We start from the raw sequence: 17,260 nt of genomic DNA, 5'->3' as shown, positions 1-17,260 counted from the left end.
CATTCCTCAGGAGGGCCAGCGCCGCAGGCCCAGCTCGTCCGCCAGCCTCCGGTAGGACTTGATCTGCGCCTGCACATAGTCGTCCAGTGCGGTGCCGGTGAGCGCGAAAGGATAGAGACCGTGCTGCTCGCGCAGCGCGGCATAGCCGGGCGCGGCGCTCGCCTCGCGGAAGGCCCTGGCCCACGCCTGCGCAGCGGCATCGGGCACATCCGCGCTCAGGTACAGGCCCCGCACGGTCGGCCACACGAGGTCCACGCCTTGCTCGCGCGCGGTCGGCACGCCGGTGAGGGCGCCGCCCAGGCGGTTTTCCGAAAGCACCGCGAGCAGTCGCACGGCGGCGCCGCCCGCAATGGCCTGAAGCGCTTCAGCCGCGTCGCCGGGAAATGCGTCGACGTGCCGGCCCTGCAGCGCGCTCAGCGCGTCGCCGCCGCCCTCGAAGGACACGAATCGCATCGCCTTGTGATCGCGACCCGCGGCGCGCACCAGCAGCGCGGCCTTCACCCAGTCCTGGCTGCCCACGGTGCCGCCCGCGCCGAAGGCGATGCGCGACGGGTCCTGCCGCAGCGCGGCAACCAGGTCCTGCAGGCGCTTGAAAGGCGAGTCGCGGTGCACGGCGATGACGCCGTAGTCGGTGCCCAGCGTGGCGATCCAGCGCACGGCCGAGGGCGAATGCGGTCCGAAGCGGCCCTGCGCGAGGTTGAGCAGCGAACCGCTCGAGAACGCCACCAGCGTGCCCGGCCCGCCGAGCTTGCCGGTGGCGATGCGGTCGAAGGCCACGGCGCCGATGCCACCCGGCAAATAGCGTTGGGCGAGCGGCGGGCGGGCAGGGCGCACGGCCTGCAGCGCGTCGCGCGCGAGCGCGCAGGTCAGCGCGAAGCCGCCGCCCGCCTTGGCGGGGATCACGCAGTCGGCGGGTTCTTCAGAGGGATCGCCCGCAGCCCATGCGCGCATGCCGAACGACGGCGCCAGCAGCGCGCACAGCGCACGCAATGCATGGCGTCGGTTGGAAGAAGAAGGCATGGCAGCGGCCTTGTCAGGTGACGGCTGGGGCGGAGTCGCGCGGCCACCAGATGATCGCATGCAGCCCCGGCCCGGCCTCGCGCGCCTCCAGCCGCAGCTCGCCCCGATGCCGCTGCGCGATGGAACGCGCAATCGCCAGCCCGAGCCCGAAGCCGCCCTTGCCCGCGCGTGCGCCGCGACGGAAGCGCTGGCCCAGCGCGGCGCGCTCCTCCTCGCTGATGCCGGGGCCGCTGTCTTCCACATTGAGGCTCCAGCCTGCCGCATCGCCCGCGGCGAAGAGCGTGATGGTGCCTTCGGCCGGCGTGTAGGTGATCGCGTTGGTTACCAGGTTGCCCAGCGCCTCGCGCATCAGCCCGCGATCGGCCACTGCTGGGAATTCGGGGGCGGGCGAATGGCTGCCCAGGTCGATGCCCAGATCAATGCGTTTTGCGCGCGCCAGCGGCAGCAGGTCGACGGCCACTTCGCGCAGCAGCGCCGCCAGATCGAACTCGGCGGGCTCCACCGACACCGTGTCGCTGCGGCCCAGCGCCAGCAACTGCTGCGCGCTGCGCGTGGCGCGGCCGATCTCGGTGCCGAGCGCGTCGAGTGCCACCTGCACCTGCGTCGGGTCTTCCTCGCGCCGGGCGTAGTCGGCCTGCATCTGCAGCGTGGTCAGGTGGGTGCGCAGCTGGTGCGAGGCGTCGTCGAGAAACTGGCGCTGCTGGGCCACGAGGTCCTGCGTGCGCGACATCTGTTGGTTGACGGCGGCCACCAGAGGGCGGACCTCGGCGGGGAGGTCGGTCTCGGCGATGCGCGTGAGGTCGTCGCTCGTGCGCGCGCTCACCTCGCGCGCCAGCCGCGAGAGCGGACGCAGCGCCGCCGCGAGCGCAAGGGCGGTACCGCACAGCAGCATCGCCAGCACCAGCCCGTCGCGCAGCGCCGCGCTGCGCACGAAGCGCGCGCTGAACTCCTGTCGCGAGCGCGTGCTTTCGCCCACCTGGATCAGCACGCTGCGCCCGGTGCTGCCCGCCGGCGCGCGGTCGAGATCTCGGCGATAGGCGGCGAGCCGTACCGCCTCGCCGAAGTAGGTGGCGTCGTAGAAGGCCGGCACGCCCATCTTCAGCTCGGCGGGCGGAGCGGGCAGGTCGGCGCTGCCGAGCTCGACCAGCCCGTCGGAGGTCGATACGCGGAAGAACACCTGTCCGCTCGCCGTCAGCTCGAAGAACTCGAACATCGTGTACGGCAGCTCGACCGAGAGGCCGCCAGAGGCGGTCGAGATGTTGGCGTCGATGGACTTCAGCGCGCCCAGCAGCGAGCGGTCGTAGGCCGCGTTGGCTGCGGCCAGCGCGTCGTGCCGCGTCATCCAGAGCTCGAGCACGGTCACCACCAGCAGGGCAGGAAAGAGCAGCAGCGCCAGCCGCTGCCACAGGCTCGCGCGCCGCAGGCGATGCGCCACGTCGGCCACCACGCTCATTCAGTCGGCTTCCAGCACATAGCCCAGCCCGCGCAGCGTGACGATGTGCACGCCGCTGCCGTCCAGCCGCTTGCGCAGCCGGTAGACGAAGACTTCCACCGCCTCGGGGTGCACTTCGTCGTCGTCGGAGAACACGCGCTCCAGGATCTGCTGCTTCGACAGCGGCTCGCCGCTGCGCTGCACCAGCACACGAAGCACCGCCAGTTCGCGCGGCGAGAGCGCCAGCGCCTCGCCGTTGAGCGTGAAGTGCCGGCGCGCGCCGTCGTACACCAGCGGGCCGCAGGCCTGGCGTGGATGCTCCACGCCGCGCGCGCGCCGCACTAGCGCATGCAGCCGTGCCTCGAGCTCGGCCAGCGCGAAGGGCTTGGCGAGGAAGTCGTCGGCGCCCGCATTGAGCGAGGCCACGCGCTCGTTCACCGAGTCGCGCGCCGTGAGGATCAGCGCCGGCAGCCGCTGGTCGCGCTCGCGCAGCCGCTGCAGCACCGTGTGGCCGTCGAGCCCGGGCAGGCCCAGGTCGAGCACCAGCGCGTCATGGTCGCGCTGCTGCAGCGCCCGGTCGGCCAGGCGCCCGTCGTCCACCCATTCGACCTGGATGCCCGCGTGCTCCAGCGCCTTGCACAGCCAGGTGCCAAGGGTGTGTTCGTCTTCGGCAAGAAGGATGCGCATCAGTCGATCCTAGTGGCGCCGGGTCTTTTCGCGAAACACCGCGGAACCGGCTTTGCCGGGCCGCAGGTGTTGCCCCCCTGCAAGGGGGTTGGCGTAGCGACACGAAGTGCGCGAAGCCTGGGGGTTTGCCAATTAGTCGGGCTTGATGTTTGCCCTTGCAATCACCTTTTGCCAGCGGGCTTGCTCTGCAGCGATGAATTGCGCGAACTGCTCCGGCGTGCCGCCGATGGCTTCGGCCGCGTCGTTGGTCAGCCGCTGCATCGAGTCGGGCGACTTCACCGCCTTCATCGTCTCGGCCGAGAGCTTGGCGAGTTGCGGCGGCGTGATGCTGGCCGGGGCGAGCATGCCGTACCACTGCGTCATCTCGAAGCCCGGGAAGCCCTGTTCGGCCACGGTCGGCACGTCGGGCAGCTGCGGCAGGCGCTTGGCCGAGCCGGTCGCGATGCAGCGCACCTTGCCGGCCTTGATGAACTGGAGGACCGCCGCCGCCCCGATGGCCGAGGCGTCGAGCCGGCCCGAGAGCAGGTCGGTCACCATCGGGCCGGTGCCGCGGTAGGGCACGTGCAGCATGAACACGTCGGCCGTCATCTTCAGGTACTCGAAGGCCAGGTGGCCCGCGCTGCCGTTGCCCGCCGAGCCGTAGCTGAGCTTGCCGGGCTTCGACTTGGCGTAGGCGATGAATTCCTTGAGGTTCTTTGCCGGCACGTCGGGGTGCACCACGTACAGGCTGGGCACCTTGGCCAGCAGGCTCACCGGCTTGAAATCCTTGTTCGCGTCGTAGGGCAGCTTGGCGAAGATGTACGGATTGACCGCCAGCGTGCCGATGTGGCCCAGGATGATCGTGTGCTGATCGGTGGCACGCGCCACCTCGCCCATCGCGATGTTGCCGGCCGCGCCCGGCTTGTTGTCGACGAACACGCTCTGGCCCAGAGTGCGCGAGAGCTCGGCGGCGGTCGAGCGCGCGACGATCTCCGAGCTGCCGCCGGGCGCGAAGGGCACGACGAAGCGGATCGACTTGCTGGGCCAGGTGTCCTGCGCGGAGGCCATCGAGGGCAGCAGGCCACCGAGGGCGAGGGCGCCGCCGGCTTGCAGGAGGCCGCGGCGGTTCAGGCGGGTGTCGTCAGGGGAAAAGAGGTCGGACATGGATTGTCTCCAGCGCTTTTTGGATTGAAAGCGCGCATCCTGCCCGGCGGATGCTGTCGGAATCCTGTCAGCCGGCCCGTCAGATCAGGTTCCGCATCGCCTGCGCCGTCTCCCGCAGCACCGGCAGCACCCGCGCCACTGCGTCTTCCGAGCTTTCGTGCCCCATCGGCATCGTGATGTTCAGCGCCCCCACCAGCGTGCCGTGCCGATCGCGCAGCGGCACCGCGATGCCGCGCGAGTTCAGGTCGAGCTGCTGCTCCGACAGCGCCCAGCCCTGCGCCCGGATGCGGGCGAGCTCGAGCTTCATGCGCTCCATGCTCGCGATGGTGTGCGAGGTGAACACGGTGAGCTGTTTCGTCGTCAGCCATCCGTCCAGCTCGGCGTCGCTGCGCAGCGCCAGCATCAGCATGCCCGAGGCGGTGACCTGCGCCGGCACGCGGGCGCCGAGCACGTAGCCGGTGCTCATGCTGCGGTTGGGGCCGTTGCGCGCGATGTAGACGACTTCGTCGCCGTCCATCACGCTGAGATACGCGATCTCGTTGGTGCCGGCCGCCACCCGCTGCAGGAAGGGCTGCACCACGCGCGGCAGGCGGGCCGATTCGAGGTACGACTGGCCCAGTCGCAGCACGCGCGGCGTGAGCCAGAACAGCTTGCCGTCGCTGGCCACGTAGCCCATGTGCTGGAGGGTCAGCAGGTAGCGCCGGGCGGCGGTGCGGGTCATGTTCGTGCGTTGGCCGGCCTGGCTGGCGGTGAGGCGCGGGTTGGCGTCGTCGAAGGCTTCGATGATGCTCACGCCGCGCTCGAGGCCGGCGATCCAGTCGCGCTTGTCCAGGCCGGGAGGCGGCGACGGGTCGTCCTTGCTGTCCTTGCTCATGGGCGGAAGTGTGCCTGCGGGGAAAGGGGGCTGGCCTGCTTTCGATGCAGGTGGAAACCCTTGAATTGATCGATCAATGAATTTTGTAGATCGATGATCGCACGTTTTGATGCCCCGAAGGCTGCACGGATTGACTGGAGCGACTATAAAGCTCGCCATCCGGCCTCGAAAAGAGCGATTGACGAACGGAAGCATGCACATGAGCCATTTCATCAGCGGCAGCACCCAGGCTTACCTGATCCCCGGTGACCCGGTTCGCAACGTGCGGCTCCCGCGCATGTTCAACGCGGCCTTCGAGCGCTTCGGCATCGACGCGGTGCTGCTGCCCATGCAGGTGCCGGTGCGCGACTTCGCGGTGTTCTTCAAGTCGGCATTTCTCGCGCGCAACGTGCGCGGCATGGTGATCGCGCCACCGCACAAGCCGCTGGTGGTCGACCTGCTCGAAGGCTGCGGCCTCTTCGGGCGCGTGGCGGGTTCGGTCAACGTGGTGCGACGCACCGAAGGCGACCAGCTCGAGGGCGACCTCTTCGACGGCGAGGGCCTCATCGGCGCGCTCGACCACTACAACATTCCCTTCCGCGGCAAGCGCGTGCTGATCCTCGGCGCGGGCGTGAGCGCCGCAGCCATCGGCGTCGCCCTGGCCGAGGGTGGCACGGTGAACGGCGCGGCGCACATCGCCATGTACGACAAGGCCGCCGGCAAGGCGGCCGGCGTGGCCGCCAAGCTCGACGCCTTCTTCGACGCGAACGTGGTCGTGGCCGACAGCAACGCGCCCGAGGGCTACGACCTCGTCGTCAACGCCACCCAACTGGGGCTGAGCGACGACGACGCGCTGCCCGTCGACGTGACGCGCATGGACGGCCACGCGGCGCTCTTCGACATCCTGCTGCGCAACCAGCCGACGCCGCTGGTGCGCGCGGCCCGTGCGCGCGGGCTCAATGCGCAGGCTGGCTTCGAGATGCTCATCCAGCAGATGCCGCACTACTTCCGCTATTTCGGCCACATGGACGCGGCGGAGGCGATGCAGGCCGACGCAGGCTTCCTGCGCGAAATCATCTATCCGCCGGCGATGCACGCCGAGATCGCGCAGCCCCTGCGCTATCGCTCACCAAGCGTGGCCTGAGCCACGCTTCAACCCCCGAAACGACTCACATGATTTCCGGCAAGTCCACGCTCATCGCCCACATCGGCTACCCCACGGAGACCTTCAAGGCTCCGATGATCTACAACCCCTGGTTCGACAAGCAGGGCATCGACGCCGTCGTGGTGCCCATGGGCGTGAAGCCCGAGGACTACGCGGTGTCGCTGCCGCAGATCTTCAAGTTCAGCAACATCCGCGGCGCGCTCGTGACCATGCCGCACAAGGTGACGACGATGTCGCTGGTCGACGAGGTCACGCCCACCGCGCGCGTGGCCGGCGCCTGCAACGCAGTCCTCAAGCGCCCCGACGGCACGCTGCTGGGCGACCAGTTCGACGGCGCCGGCTTCGTGCGCGGCGTGGAGCGCAAGGGGCGGCTCTTCAAGGGCACGCGCGTGCTGGTGTCGGGCACGGGCGGCGTGGGCTCGGCCATTGCCGCGTCGATCGCCGCCGCGGGTGCCGCGGAGCTGATGCTGTTCGACATGAGCGAGGCCTCGGCCAGCGCGCTGGCGGCTCGGCTGCGCGAGCACTATCCGCAGATGAAGGTCGCCACGGGCTCGAAGGACCCGGCCGGCTACGACGTGGTCGTCAACGCCACGCCGCTGGGCATGAAGGAGGGCGACCCGCTGCCCTTCGACGTGGACCGCATCGACCCGTCCACCTTCGTCGGCGAGGTCGTGATGAAGACCGAGTACACGCCGCTGCTGCAGGCCGCCAAGGCCAAGGGCTGCCAGGTGCAGGTGGGCACCGACATGCTGTTCGAGATGATTCCGGCATACCTGGAGTTCTTCGGCTTCGGCACCGCTTCGCCCGAAGAGCTGCGCGCCGTGGCGCAGCTGAAATACTGAAGAAAGGAAGGCTCGTGCGATGAGTATTTTCGAAGGCTTCCTTTCCACTTCCGAAACGCTCGGTGCCTTCAGCGATCGCGCCTTCGTCGACGCCATGCTGCGCTTCGAGGCAGCGCTCGCGCGTGCGCAGGCCGCCGAGGGGCTCATTCCCGAGAGCGCCGCGAACTCGATCGTCAGCAGCTGCAAGGTCGAGCTGTTCGACGTCGCCAAGATCGTGCGCGAGAGCGGCCGTGCCGGCAGCGTCGCGATTCCGCTGGTGAAGGCGCTGCGCGAGGCCGTGGGCCTCTTCAATGCCGAGGCCGCGCCCTTCGTGCATTTCGGCAGCACCAGCCAGGACGTGATCGACAGCGCGATGGCGCTGGTCACGCGCGAGGCGGTGGCGCTCGTCGAGGCCGACCTCGCCAAGGCCGCCGACGCGCTGCTGCGCCTGGCCGTGGCGCACGCCGAGACGCCGATGCTCGCGCGCACGCTGATGCAGCCGGCCTCGGTCACCAGCTTCGGCTTCAAGTGCGCCGGATGGGCCGCGCCGCTGGTGCGCAGCCGCATCCGCCTGCGCGATGCGGCGAAGCACGCGCTGCAGCTGCAGCTCGGTGGCGCCATCGGCACGCTGGCGCAGATGAAGGGGCAGGGCGCCGCCGTGCGCAAGCGCATGGCCAAGGAACTCGGCCTGGGCGACCCGGGCGCGACCTGGCACACACAGCGCGACGAATGGGTCGCGCTCGGCTGCGAGCTGGGCCTCATTACCGGCAGCCTCGGCAAGATCGCGGTCGACATCGCGCTGCTCGGCCAGTACGAAGTCGGCGAAGTCACCGAGCCCAGCGAGCCGGGCCGCGGCGGCTCGTCGGCCATGCCGCACAAGCGCAACCCGGTGGCCTCGATGGTCGCCATTGCCGCCGCGCACCGCGCGCCGCAGCGCGTGGCCGCCTTGCTCGGCGCCATGCCGCAGCAGCACGAGCGCGCCCTCGGCGCCTGGCAGGCCGAGCTGGCCGAATGGCCGCAACTGCTGATGTCGGCGCACGGCAGCGTGCGCGCGATGGCGGCCGCCTTGCCCGGCCTGCAGGTCGACGCCGCGCGCATGCGCGCCAACATCGACCGGCTGCGCGCCGAACTCCCGCGCGACGCGGCGGACGAATGGTTCGCCCCCGCGCTCGCACATGACGCCGGACAGACTGCGCTCGCCGAAGTGAAGGCGCTGCAGGCCCGGCTCGACACAGACAAGGAACTCTCCCGATGACCACCCCCGAAAACCCGCCCGTCCAGCCCGGCGTCTATGAAGCCGGCCTCGTCAACCGACGCCGCGTGCTCGGCGACGCCTGGGTCGACAAGTCGCTCGCCAACCGCAACGGCTTCAACGCCGAGTTCCAGGAACTCATCACGCGCCACGCGTGGAACGACATCTGGGGCCGCCCCGCGCTGGGCGACAAGACGCGCCGCTACATGGTGCTGTCGATGATGCTGGGCATCCACGCCTATGAAGAGTTCGCGATGCACGTGCGCGCCGCGCTCGACGCGCCGCCCGAGTCGCGCCTCACGCCGGACGACATCAAGGAAGTGATCATGATGGCCGCCATCTACTGCGGCGTGCCGGTGGCCAACCACGCCTTCGGCATCGCGACGGGCATCCTGCGCGAGAAGGGCCTGCTGCCTGCGGCGCCGCAGTGACCGCGCCGGTCACTCCCTCGAAGGACAGCAAAGGGCGCTTCGGCGTCACTTTCCCCCTGCTGTTGCCGCTGCTGCTGGCGGCGCAGCCGGTGGCCACCGACAGTTATCTCCCCGCGCTCCCCGCCATCGCGAAGGAGCTCGGCTCGGCCAGTACCAGCCTCACGCTGTTCGTGCTGGCCTTCGGCTTTGCGCAGCTGCTGTGCGGCCCGCTGGCCGACCGCTTCGGGCGGCGGCCGGTGCTGCTGGCGGGGCTGGGCTGCTACACCGCTGCGGCGCTGGGTGGCGCGTTCGCCGGCAGCGTGGCAATGCTCGCGGGCTGGCGCACGCTGCAGGGCTTCTCGATGGCGGCGATCCTTGTGTGCTCGCGCGCGGCCGTGCGTGACCTGTACCCGGCGCACGAGGGCCCGCACGTGATGGCGCGCGGCCTCACGGGCCTGGGCATCGTCGGGCTGATGGCGCCGCTGCTCGGCGCATGGCTGGTGCAGGGCGCGGGCTGGCGCTGGGTGATGGCGGCAATGGCCGTCTATGCCGCGTTGCTGTTCGCGCTTTGCTGGCGTTCCTTCGGCGAAACGCGCAAGCCGCCGGGCGAGGGCGAGCCCTCCGCGCCCAAGGGCAGCACGCGCACCGTGTTCGCGACCCGCTCGTTCCGCGCCTGGGCCTCGGTGGCCGCGGCCACCTACGGCGGGCTCTTCTGCTTCCTGCTGCTGTCGCCGATGGTCTACATCGGCTATCTGGGCTGGTCGCCCGCCTGGTATGGCTGGATCCCGGCCGGCGGCTCGCTGGTCTACATCTTCAGCACCACCATGTGCCGCACGCTGCTCAGGCGCTACGGGCCGGTGCGCACCGTGCGACTGGGCGCATCGCTGAGCCTCACCGGTGCCGTCATCCAGGCGCTGGGCTGCTGGCTGATGCCGCTGAGCGCGGTGCCGCTGCTGGCCGGCCACGCGGTCTACTGCCTGGGCCACGGCATCCACCAGCCCTGCGGGCAGGCGGGCGCGGTGGGCGACCTGCCGCACCTGGCGGGCCGGGCCGTGTCGTGGTCCGGCTTCGGCATGATGATGGTCGCGTTCTGCGCGGGGCAGATCGCCGCGCTTTTCGTCGACGCCGATTTTTCCAACGGCGCCTGGCCGATGGTCGTGCCGATGCTGCTGGCCGGCAGCGTGCTGGTGACGGTCGCGTTCTTCTGGCTGCCGCGTCTGCAACACCCGAAAAAGGAAACCACACCATGACCCGTTTGAATGTCGTTCGCGAAGGCGATGGCCCGATCGTCGTGCTCAGCCATGCGCTGGGCTGCGACCTGAGCATGTGGGACGGCGTGGCTGCGCAGCTCTCGCGCGCCCACACGGTGCTGCGCTACGACCACCGCAACCACGGCGCCTCCGAGGTGATGCCGGGCGCGCTGCGCATCGAGACGCTGGCGCAGGACGCGGCCGAGTTCATCCGGCGCGAGGCGGGCGGCGAGCCGGTGCACTTCGTCGGCCTCTCGATGGGCGGCATGACGGCGCAGGCGCTGGCGGTGCGGCATCCCGAACTGCTGAAGACGGTGGTGATCGCCAATTCGGCCGCCTACTACCCCGACCAGTCGCCCTGGCGCACGCGCGTCGAGACGGTGGCCGCCAGGGGAGTGGCTGCCATCGCGCCCGGTGCGGTGGCACGTTGGCTCACGCCGGCCTGGGCCGCCACGCCCGAAGGCACGGAGGCCGCGAAGAAGCTGCACGACGTGCTGGTGCGCACCGACGCGCAGGGCTACATCGAGAGCTGCAATGCCGTGGCTGCCATCGACTTCCGCGAAAGCAACCACCGCATCGCAGTGCCCACGCTGGTGATCGGCGGGCTGCAGGACGAGGCCACGCCGATGGCCATGTCCGATGCCATGGTCGCCGCCATTCCGGGCTCGCGCCTGGCCACCATCGACGCGGCGCACCTCAGCGCGGTCGAACGGCCGGTGGAGTTCACGCAACTGCTGATCGATTTCTGGCGCAGCCTTTGAGCGGTGCCGGCCGGGCGAGCGGCCTAGGTGTATCCCGTATTTCGTGCGAATAACGGTTGTGAATGATCGATGATCGATCAAAAGGCCTCTGAATAGATTGTGACGGGGCCCGGGTGTTCCTAAAGTCCACCCCCATGCATCGCTCCATCGCCACCGTCTCGCTCAGCGGCACGCTCCGCCAGAAGCTCGAAGCCGTCGCCGCCGCCGGCTTCGACGGCATCGAGCTGTTCGAGGCCGACTTCATCAACTTCAAGGGCACGGCCGCCGAACTGGGCCGCATCGCCGGCGACCTGGGCCTGAGCATCGACCTGTACCAGCCGTTCCGCGACTTCGAAGGCATGCCCGAGCCGCAGTTCCGCCGCAGCCTGGAGCGCGCCGAGCGCAAGTTCGACCTGATGCAGGCCATGGGCGCGCCGATGGTGCTGTGCTGCTCCAACACCTCGCCGCTGGCCATCGACGACCCGGCGCTGGCCGCGGCCCAGTTGCACGAACTGGCCGAGCGCGCCGCGCGCCGCAACCTGCGCGTGGGCTTCGAGGCACTGGCCTGGGGCCGCCACACCTCGCTGTACGGCCAGGCCTGGGAGATCGTGAAGCAGGCGAACCATGCGCACCTGGGCCTGATCCTCGACAGCTTCCACACGCTCTCGCTGAAGGACGACCCGGCCGGCATCGCGGCCATTCCGGGCGACAAGATCTTCTTCCTGCAGATGGCCGACGCGCCGCTGCTGTCGATGGACGTGCTGCAGTGGGCGCGCCACCATCGTTCGTTTCCGGGGCAGGGCGACTTCGACGTGGTCGGCTTCTTCGAGCAGGTGCTGCGCGCCGGCTACACGGGGCCGCTGTCGCTGGAGATCTTCAACGACATCTTCCGCGAGACGCCCAATCGCCGCACCGCCGTGGACGCGATGCGCTCGCTGCTGTACCTCGAGAGCGAAGCGCGCGGGCGCATGGCCGGGCCTTCGCAGCCGCGCGGCGTGACGCTGTTCGACCCGCCGCCGGTGCCGGCGCTCTCGGGCCTGTCGTTCATCGAGTTCGCCGCCGACGAGGCTTCGGCCGCGAAGCTCGCAACGCTGGTGAAGCAGCTCGGCTTCCGCCGCATCGGAAGGCACCGTTCCAAGGCGGTGACGCTGTACCGCCAGGGCGAGATCAACCTGATCGTCAACGCCCAGCCCGATTCCTTTGCGCGCGAGCGCTTCGACGCGCACGGCACCTCGGTGTGCGCGCTGGGCGTGCGCTGCGACGATCCGCTCGCGGCCGTGGGCCGCGCCACCGCCATGCGCTCGCAGCGGCACGACAGCCCCGTCGGTCCGAACGAACTGCGCGTGCCGGCCATCGTGGCGCCGGGCGGCAACCTGATCCATTTCGTGCCCGAGGCGCTGGGCGCCGACGGCCTGTACGAAGTCGACTTCATCCTCGAGGACGAAGGAGCCGGCGCCAACGACGCCGGCCTCGAGCGCATCGACCACGTGGCGCTGGGCCTGGCGCTCGACCAGCTCGACACCTGGGTGCTGTTCACGCGCGCCGTGCTCGGCCTGGAGCCCGGCGAGAGCCTGGAGCTGGCCGACCCGTTCGGGCTGATCCGCAGCCGCGGCGTCGCCAACGCCGACCGCAGCCTGCGCCTGGTGCTCAACGTGTCGCTGAGCCAGCGCACCCGCACCGCGCGCACGCTGAGCGTGACCGGCGGCGGGGCGGTGCATCACATCGCGCTGAGCTGCGAGGACATCTTCGAGACGGCCGCGAAGCTGCGCGCCAACGGCACGCGCTTCGTGCCGATTTCCGAGAACTACTACGACGACCTGGCCACGCGCGTCGACATCGAGCCCGCGCTGCTGGAGCGCATGCGCGAGGCGGGCGTGCTCTTCGACCGCTCGCCGGCCGGCGACTACCTCCACATCTATACCGAGAGTTTCGAGGGCGGACTGTTCTTCGAGGTCGCGCAGCGCGTGGGCAGCTACGACGCCTACGGTGCCCTCAACGCACCGGCGCGCATGGCCTCGCAGGCGCAGGACTGATCGCAGATTGACTTATTGATTGACCGACAGAGAGCCGATTTCATTTTTTTCGTCACCACTGGAGACAACACATGGCAAGCAACACAGCCCGTGAGCCGCAAGGCAGGCACCAGTCGAAGAAGGCCGCGGCAAGCGGCTGGATCGGCTCGGCGCTGGAGTACTACGACTTCTTCATCTACGCCACCGCCGCGGCGTTGATCTTTCCGCAGATCTTCTTCCCGAAGGGCGACCCGACGACGGCCATCGTCGCCTCGCTCGCGACCTACGGCGTGGGCTATGTCGCGCGCCCCATCGGCGCCTTCGTGCTCGGCCACTGGGGCGACACCCACGGGCGCAAGCAGGTGCTGGTGCTGTGCATGTTCCTGATGGGCTTCTCCACCGTGGCCGTCGGCCTGCTGCCGACCTACGACCAGGTCGGCCTGCTGGCACCCGTGCTGCTGGTCGTGCTGCGCCTGATCCAGGGCTTCGCGGTGGCGGGAGAGATCTCGGGTGCTAGCTCGATGATTCTTGAACACGCACCCTTCGGGCGCCGCGGCTTCTTCGCGAGCTTCACGCTGCAGGGCGTGCAGGCAGGCCAGATCCTGGCGGCCGCCGTGTTCCTGCCGCTGGCGCACTACATGCCGGAAGAGGCGTTCAACTCGTGGGGCTGGCGCATTCCGTTCCTGCTGAGCTTCCTTGTCATCGTGGCTGGCTACATCATCCGCCGCGAGGTCGACGAGACGCCGGCCTTCGCCGAAGTCGACAAGAAGGGCGAGACGGCCAAGGCGCCGATCATCCAGGCCTTCACCGACAGCTGGGCCGATATGCTGCGCGTGGTCTGCATGGCGCTGATGAACGTCATTCCGGTGGTGGCCACCGTGTTCGGCGCGGCGTATGCCGTGCAGGCCGCCTACGGCATCGGCTTCCAGAAGGACGTGTACCTGTGGATTCCGGTGCTCGGCAACATCCTCGCCGTGATCGTCATTCCGTTCGTGGGCAACCTGTCGGACCGCATCGGCCGCCGCCCGCCGATCGTCTTCGGCGCGCTGGTCTCGGGCCTGCTGTCGTTCGTGTACCTGTACGCCATCAGCATCCGCAACGTGCCGCTGGCCATCTGCATGTCGCTGCTGATGTGGGGCGTGGTCTACCAGGGCTACAACGCGACCTTCCCGAGCTTCTATCCGGAGCTGTTCCGCACCCGCAACCGCGTGTCGGCCATGGCCATCTCGCAGAACATCGGCACCACCTTCACCGCGCTGCTGCCGGCTCTGTTCGCTGCCGTCGCGCCTCCCGGCTCGACCAACGTGTGGTTCACCGTGGGTGCCATCACCCTCGCGGTGACGGTGCTGGCGGCCCTGGCCGCGTTGAGCGCCCGCGAGACCTACCGCATCCACATGCGTGACCTGGGCGACCCGAACGCGGTGCCGGTCGACAAGCAGGAGTACGACCGCATGCGCGAGCAGACGATGCAGGAAGCGCGCCTGGCCAAGGCTGCCGCCTGAGAGGCCATTCGCAGGACGAAGACCTTTCGCCTGCCAAGGGTTGTGGCGCCGGGAAGAATGGCGCCATGACCTCCACATCTTCCCCCTCCCGCCTCAAGATCGACTTCGTCTCCGATGTGTCCTGTCCCTGGTGCGCCGTTGGCCTGAGTTCGCTCGAGGCGGCGCTCAGGAACGTGGCACCGGATATCACGGCAGAACTGCACTTCCAGCCCTTCGAGCTGAACCCGCAGATGCCGCCCGAAGGCCAGGACACCTTCGAACACCTCAACCAGAAGTACGGCTCCACGCGCGAGCAGCAGGCCCAGTCGCGCGAAATGATCCGCCAGCGCGGCGCGGCGGTGGGCTTCGAGTTCAGCCCCGAAGGCCGTCCGCGTGTCTACAACACCTTCGACGCGCACCGGCTGCTGCATTGGGCAGAACTGGAGAGCCCGCAGAAGCAGGCGACGCTGAAGAAGCTGCTGCTGAAGGCCTACTTCACCGACAGCCAGAATCCCTCCGACCCCGAAGTACTGGTGCGCGCCGCCACCGAAGCGGGGCTCGACCCGGTCCGTGCACGCCAGATCCTGGACAGCGACGAGTTCGCGCAAGAGACTCGCGAGCGCGAGCGCATGTACACCGACGCCGGCATCCACTCGGTGCCCGCGATCATCATCAACGACCGCCACCTGATCTCGGGAGGCCAGCCCGTCGAGGTGTTCGAGCGGGCCCTGCGCCAGATCGCCGGAGCTGCACCTTCGGGCCTTGCCACAGCCTGACTTGGCCGGTGCTCAGGCGCCAGCTTTGCGCAGCGTTACGACGGTAAAGAGCGTCAACGCGAAGGGGCTTGCGGCGGTTGAGGAGGCGTCCCTACAGTCCTCAATCACTGGAGCCCCGAAGATGAATAAGAAAAGCCTAATTGCCGCGCTCGCCCTCATGGCCGCGGCTTCGTTGCCGGCACTGGCGGACGAATACGGCAGGCACCCGTTCTATCTCCACGCCCTGTCCGACCTGCGCACCGCGGCCTGGAAAGTGGAGCACCGCCGCCCCGAGGACGGGCAGGTCTCGCGCGACGAGCAGGTGGTTATCGACGAGATCCACGCCGCCATCGGCGACCTGCAGCACGCCGCATGGCTCGACGGCAAGCCCGTCGAATGGCGCGAGCCCACCGATGCATGGATGCCGCCCGAAGGCCGCCTGCATGCGGCGGTCGACCTGCTGCGCAAGGTGCGCTCCGACGTCGCACGCGAAGAGGACGATCCGCGCTCGCGGCCGTTCCAGCAGCGCGGCCTCGCGCACGTCGACCTTGCGCTCGCCACCGCGCAGCACGCCATCGGCGACGTGCGCCGCCACGACATGCGCAGGGAGTGAGGGCCGTGCCGGCCACTACCGTCTTGCCGTTTTTCTCCACGCGGCGCGCATCGATGGCGCTGGGCGCCTGCGCGCTGGCGCTGCTCGCGGCCTGCGCGAGTACCGAGGGAAATCGCCGGCCGCTGGTTTCGGTGTCGCTGCCCTCGGCGCAGGTGAACGAAGCCACGCGCCTGCGCTGGCTCGATCGCGTGAGCTGGGGCGCCAATGCGAGCAGCGACGCGCAGCTCGCGAAGCGCGGCCTGTCGCTGTGGATGCGCGACCAGCTCAATCCGCGACCCGCGCCGCTGCCGCCGGCCGCGCAGGCGCAGATCGACGCGATGGAAATCTCGCGCATGCCGCTCGACCAGCTCGTGACCGAGCTCGACGCGCAGCGCAAGGCGGCCGATGCCTTGCCCGACGAAGACCAGAAGAAGGCGGCGCGGCAGGCCTACCAGCAGCGGCTCAACGCGCTGGTGCGCGAGGCCCAGCAGCGCTTCGTGCTGCGCGCGCTCTATTCGCCCAACCAGCTGCAGGAGCAGATGACCTGGTTCTGGATGAACCATTTCAACGTCAACCTGCGCAAGGACAACATCCGCGCGATGGTGGGCGACTACGAGGAGAACGCGATCCGCCCGCACGCGCTCGGCAGGTTCCGCGACCTGCTCGGCGCCACGCTGCACCACCCGGCGATGCTGCGCTACCTCGACAACGCGCAGAACGCCGCCAACCGCATCAACGAGAACTACGCGCGCGAGTTGATGGAGCTGCACACGCTGGGCGTGGGCAGTGGCTACACGCAGGGCGACGTGCAGGAGCTGGCGCGCGTGCTAACCGGCGTGGGCGTGAGCTACCAGCCGCTCGATGCGCCGCCGCCGAACGTGCGGCCCAACCTGCGCGCCGACTACGTGCGCAAGGGCCTCTTCGAGTTCAACCCGAACCGGCACGACTACGGTCCGAAGACATTGCTGGGCCAGCCGATACAGGGCAAGGGCCTGACCGAAGCCGACGAGGCGCTCGACCGTCTCGCGCGCGCACCGGCCACCGCGCGCTTCATCTCGCGCAAGCTGGCCGTGTACTTCGTCTCCGACGATCCGCCGCAGGCGCTGGTCGACCGCATGGCCGCGGCCTTCGCGCGCAGCGACGGCGACATCGCCGTCACGCTGAAGGCGTTGTTCGAGTCGCCCGAGTTCTCGGCTTCGCTGGGCCGCAAGTTCCGCGACCCGGTGCACTACGTGATGGCCGGCGTGCGGCTCGCATACGACGACCGCGTGGTGACCAACGTGAACCCGATGCTCGGCTGGATCAACCGCATGGGCGAGCAGCTCTACGGCCACGAAACGCCCGACGGCTATCCGCTCAACGAGGCCGCATGGGCCAGTGCGGGGCAGATGAACACCCGCTTCGAGATCGCACGGGCCATCGGCGCGAACGGTGCCGTGCTGTTCCGCGCGGACGACAAGGCCCCACTGGAGAAGCCCGCGTTTCCGCCGCTGGCCGACTCGCGCGCGGTGCGCACGATGCAGGGCAGCATGAGCGCGGACACGCGCGAGGCGCTGGCGCAGGCCAAGAACCCGCAGGAATGGAACACCTTCCTGCTGGCGTCGCCCGAGCTGATGCGCCGTTGACTAGGAAGAAGGACACACCGTG

The 17,260-nt window shown here is 69.3% G+C and carries 16 protein-coding genes; 11 read left to right on the top strand and 5 right to left on the bottom strand.

Going from position 1 to position 17,260, the window contains the following annotated elements; genetic code table 11:
- Positions 1 to 6 precede the first annotated feature (6 nt).
- From SFB74_RS20370 to SFB74_RS20350, 5 genes are all read right to left on the bottom strand, one after another.
- Positions 7 to 1,020: a Bug family tripartite tricarboxylate transporter substrate binding protein gene (locus SFB74_RS20370; RefSeq protein WP_432726101.1), complete on the bottom strand. Its 1,014-nt coding sequence runs from the start codon at positions 1,018 to 1,020 to the stop codon at positions 7 to 9.
- A 13-nt stretch (positions 1,021 to 1,033) separates the two neighbouring features.
- Positions 1,034 to 2,473, bottom strand: coding sequence for a sensor histidine kinase (locus tag SFB74_RS20365; RefSeq protein ID WP_432726100.1), 1,440 nt, complete (start codon positions 2,471 to 2,473; stop codon positions 1,034 to 1,036).
- Positions 2,474 to 3,139: a response regulator gene (locus SFB74_RS20360; RefSeq protein ID WP_432726099.1), complete on the bottom strand. Its 666-nt coding sequence runs from the start codon at positions 3,137 to 3,139 to the stop codon at positions 2,474 to 2,476.
- Positions 3,140 to 3,271: 132 nt separating this feature from the next.
- The gene (locus tag SFB74_RS20355) at positions 3,272 to 4,282 is read right to left on the bottom strand and encodes a Bug family tripartite tricarboxylate transporter substrate binding protein (protein ID WP_432726098.1); all 1,011 of its coding nucleotides are present in this window, start codon (positions 4,280 to 4,282) and stop codon (positions 3,272 to 3,274) included.
- A 79-nt stretch (positions 4,283 to 4,361) separates the two neighbouring features.
- The gene (locus tag SFB74_RS20350) at positions 4,362 to 5,156 is read right to left on the bottom strand and encodes an IclR family transcriptional regulator domain-containing protein (protein ID WP_432726097.1); all 795 of its coding nucleotides are present in this window, start codon (positions 5,154 to 5,156) and stop codon (positions 4,362 to 4,364) included.
- A gap of 199 nt (positions 5,157 to 5,355) precedes the next feature.
- On the opposite strand from SFB74_RS20350, the gene SFB74_RS20345 reads away from it, so the two are divergent.
- From SFB74_RS20345 to SFB74_RS20295, 11 genes are all read left to right on the top strand, one after another.
- Positions 5,356 to 6,279, top strand: a complete 924-nt coding sequence (locus SFB74_RS20345) for a shikimate dehydrogenase family protein (RefSeq protein WP_432726096.1) — start codon at positions 5,356 to 5,358, stop codon at positions 6,277 to 6,279.
- Between the two features lie 29 nt (positions 6,280 to 6,308).
- Positions 6,309 to 7,142 (top strand): shikimate dehydrogenase family protein, encoded by an 834-nt coding sequence (locus tag SFB74_RS20340; RefSeq protein ID WP_432726095.1) that lies wholly within the window; start codon positions 6,309 to 6,311, stop codon positions 7,140 to 7,142.
- 19 nt (positions 7,143 to 7,161) lie between these two features.
- Positions 7,162 to 8,376, top strand: coding sequence for a 3-carboxy-cis,cis-muconate cycloisomerase (gene pcaB, locus SFB74_RS20335; protein ID WP_432726093.1), 1,215 nt, complete (start codon positions 7,162 to 7,164; stop codon positions 8,374 to 8,376).
- Positions 8,373 to 8,804 (top strand): carboxymuconolactone decarboxylase family protein, encoded by a 432-nt coding sequence (locus tag SFB74_RS20330; protein WP_093201199.1) that lies wholly within the window; start codon positions 8,373 to 8,375, stop codon positions 8,802 to 8,804. Before pcaB ends, SFB74_RS20330 begins: the two co-directional genes overlap by 4 nt.
- Positions 8,801 to 10,033, top strand: a complete 1,233-nt coding sequence (locus SFB74_RS20325; RefSeq protein WP_432726092.1) for an MFS transporter — start codon at positions 8,801 to 8,803, stop codon at positions 10,031 to 10,033. Before SFB74_RS20330 ends, SFB74_RS20325 begins: the two co-directional genes overlap by 4 nt.
- Complete coding sequence (locus SFB74_RS20320; protein WP_432726091.1) at positions 10,030 to 10,794, top strand: alpha/beta fold hydrolase; 765 nt, start codon at positions 10,030 to 10,032, stop codon at positions 10,792 to 10,794. Before SFB74_RS20325 ends, SFB74_RS20320 begins: the two co-directional genes overlap by 4 nt.
- Positions 10,795 to 10,928: 134 nt before the next feature.
- Complete coding sequence (locus tag SFB74_RS20315) at positions 10,929 to 12,806, top strand: bifunctional sugar phosphate isomerase/epimerase/4-hydroxyphenylpyruvate dioxygenase family protein (RefSeq protein WP_432726090.1); 1,878 nt, start codon at positions 10,929 to 10,931, stop codon at positions 12,804 to 12,806.
- A gap of 71 nt (positions 12,807 to 12,877) precedes the next feature.
- On the top strand, positions 12,878 to 14,287 hold the full coding sequence (locus SFB74_RS20310; RefSeq protein ID WP_432726089.1) for an MFS transporter: 1,410 nt from the start codon (positions 12,878 to 12,880) through the stop codon (positions 14,285 to 14,287).
- Positions 14,288 to 14,352: 65 nt separating this feature from the next.
- On the top strand, positions 14,353 to 15,042 hold the full coding sequence (locus SFB74_RS20305; RefSeq protein WP_432726088.1) for a DsbA family oxidoreductase: 690 nt from the start codon (positions 14,353 to 14,355) through the stop codon (positions 15,040 to 15,042).
- A gap of 121 nt (positions 15,043 to 15,163) precedes the next feature.
- On the top strand, positions 15,164 to 15,634 hold the full coding sequence (locus SFB74_RS20300) for a hypothetical protein (RefSeq protein ID WP_432726087.1): 471 nt from the start codon (positions 15,164 to 15,166) through the stop codon (positions 15,632 to 15,634).
- 53 nt (positions 15,635 to 15,687) lie between these two features.
- Positions 15,688 to 17,238: a DUF1800 domain-containing protein gene (locus SFB74_RS20295; protein WP_432731969.1), complete on the top strand. Its 1,551-nt coding sequence runs from the start codon at positions 15,688 to 15,690 to the stop codon at positions 17,236 to 17,238.
- Positions 17,239 to 17,260 lie beyond the last annotated feature (22 nt).

Source organism: Variovorax xiamenensis, from assembly GCF_050916385.1.
GTDB lineage: Bacteria > Pseudomonadota > Gammaproteobacteria > Burkholderiales > Burkholderiaceae_C > Variovorax.
The sequence above is the reverse complement of the archived record's forward strand: the minus strand, read 5'-3'. Positions and strand labels throughout refer to the sequence as shown.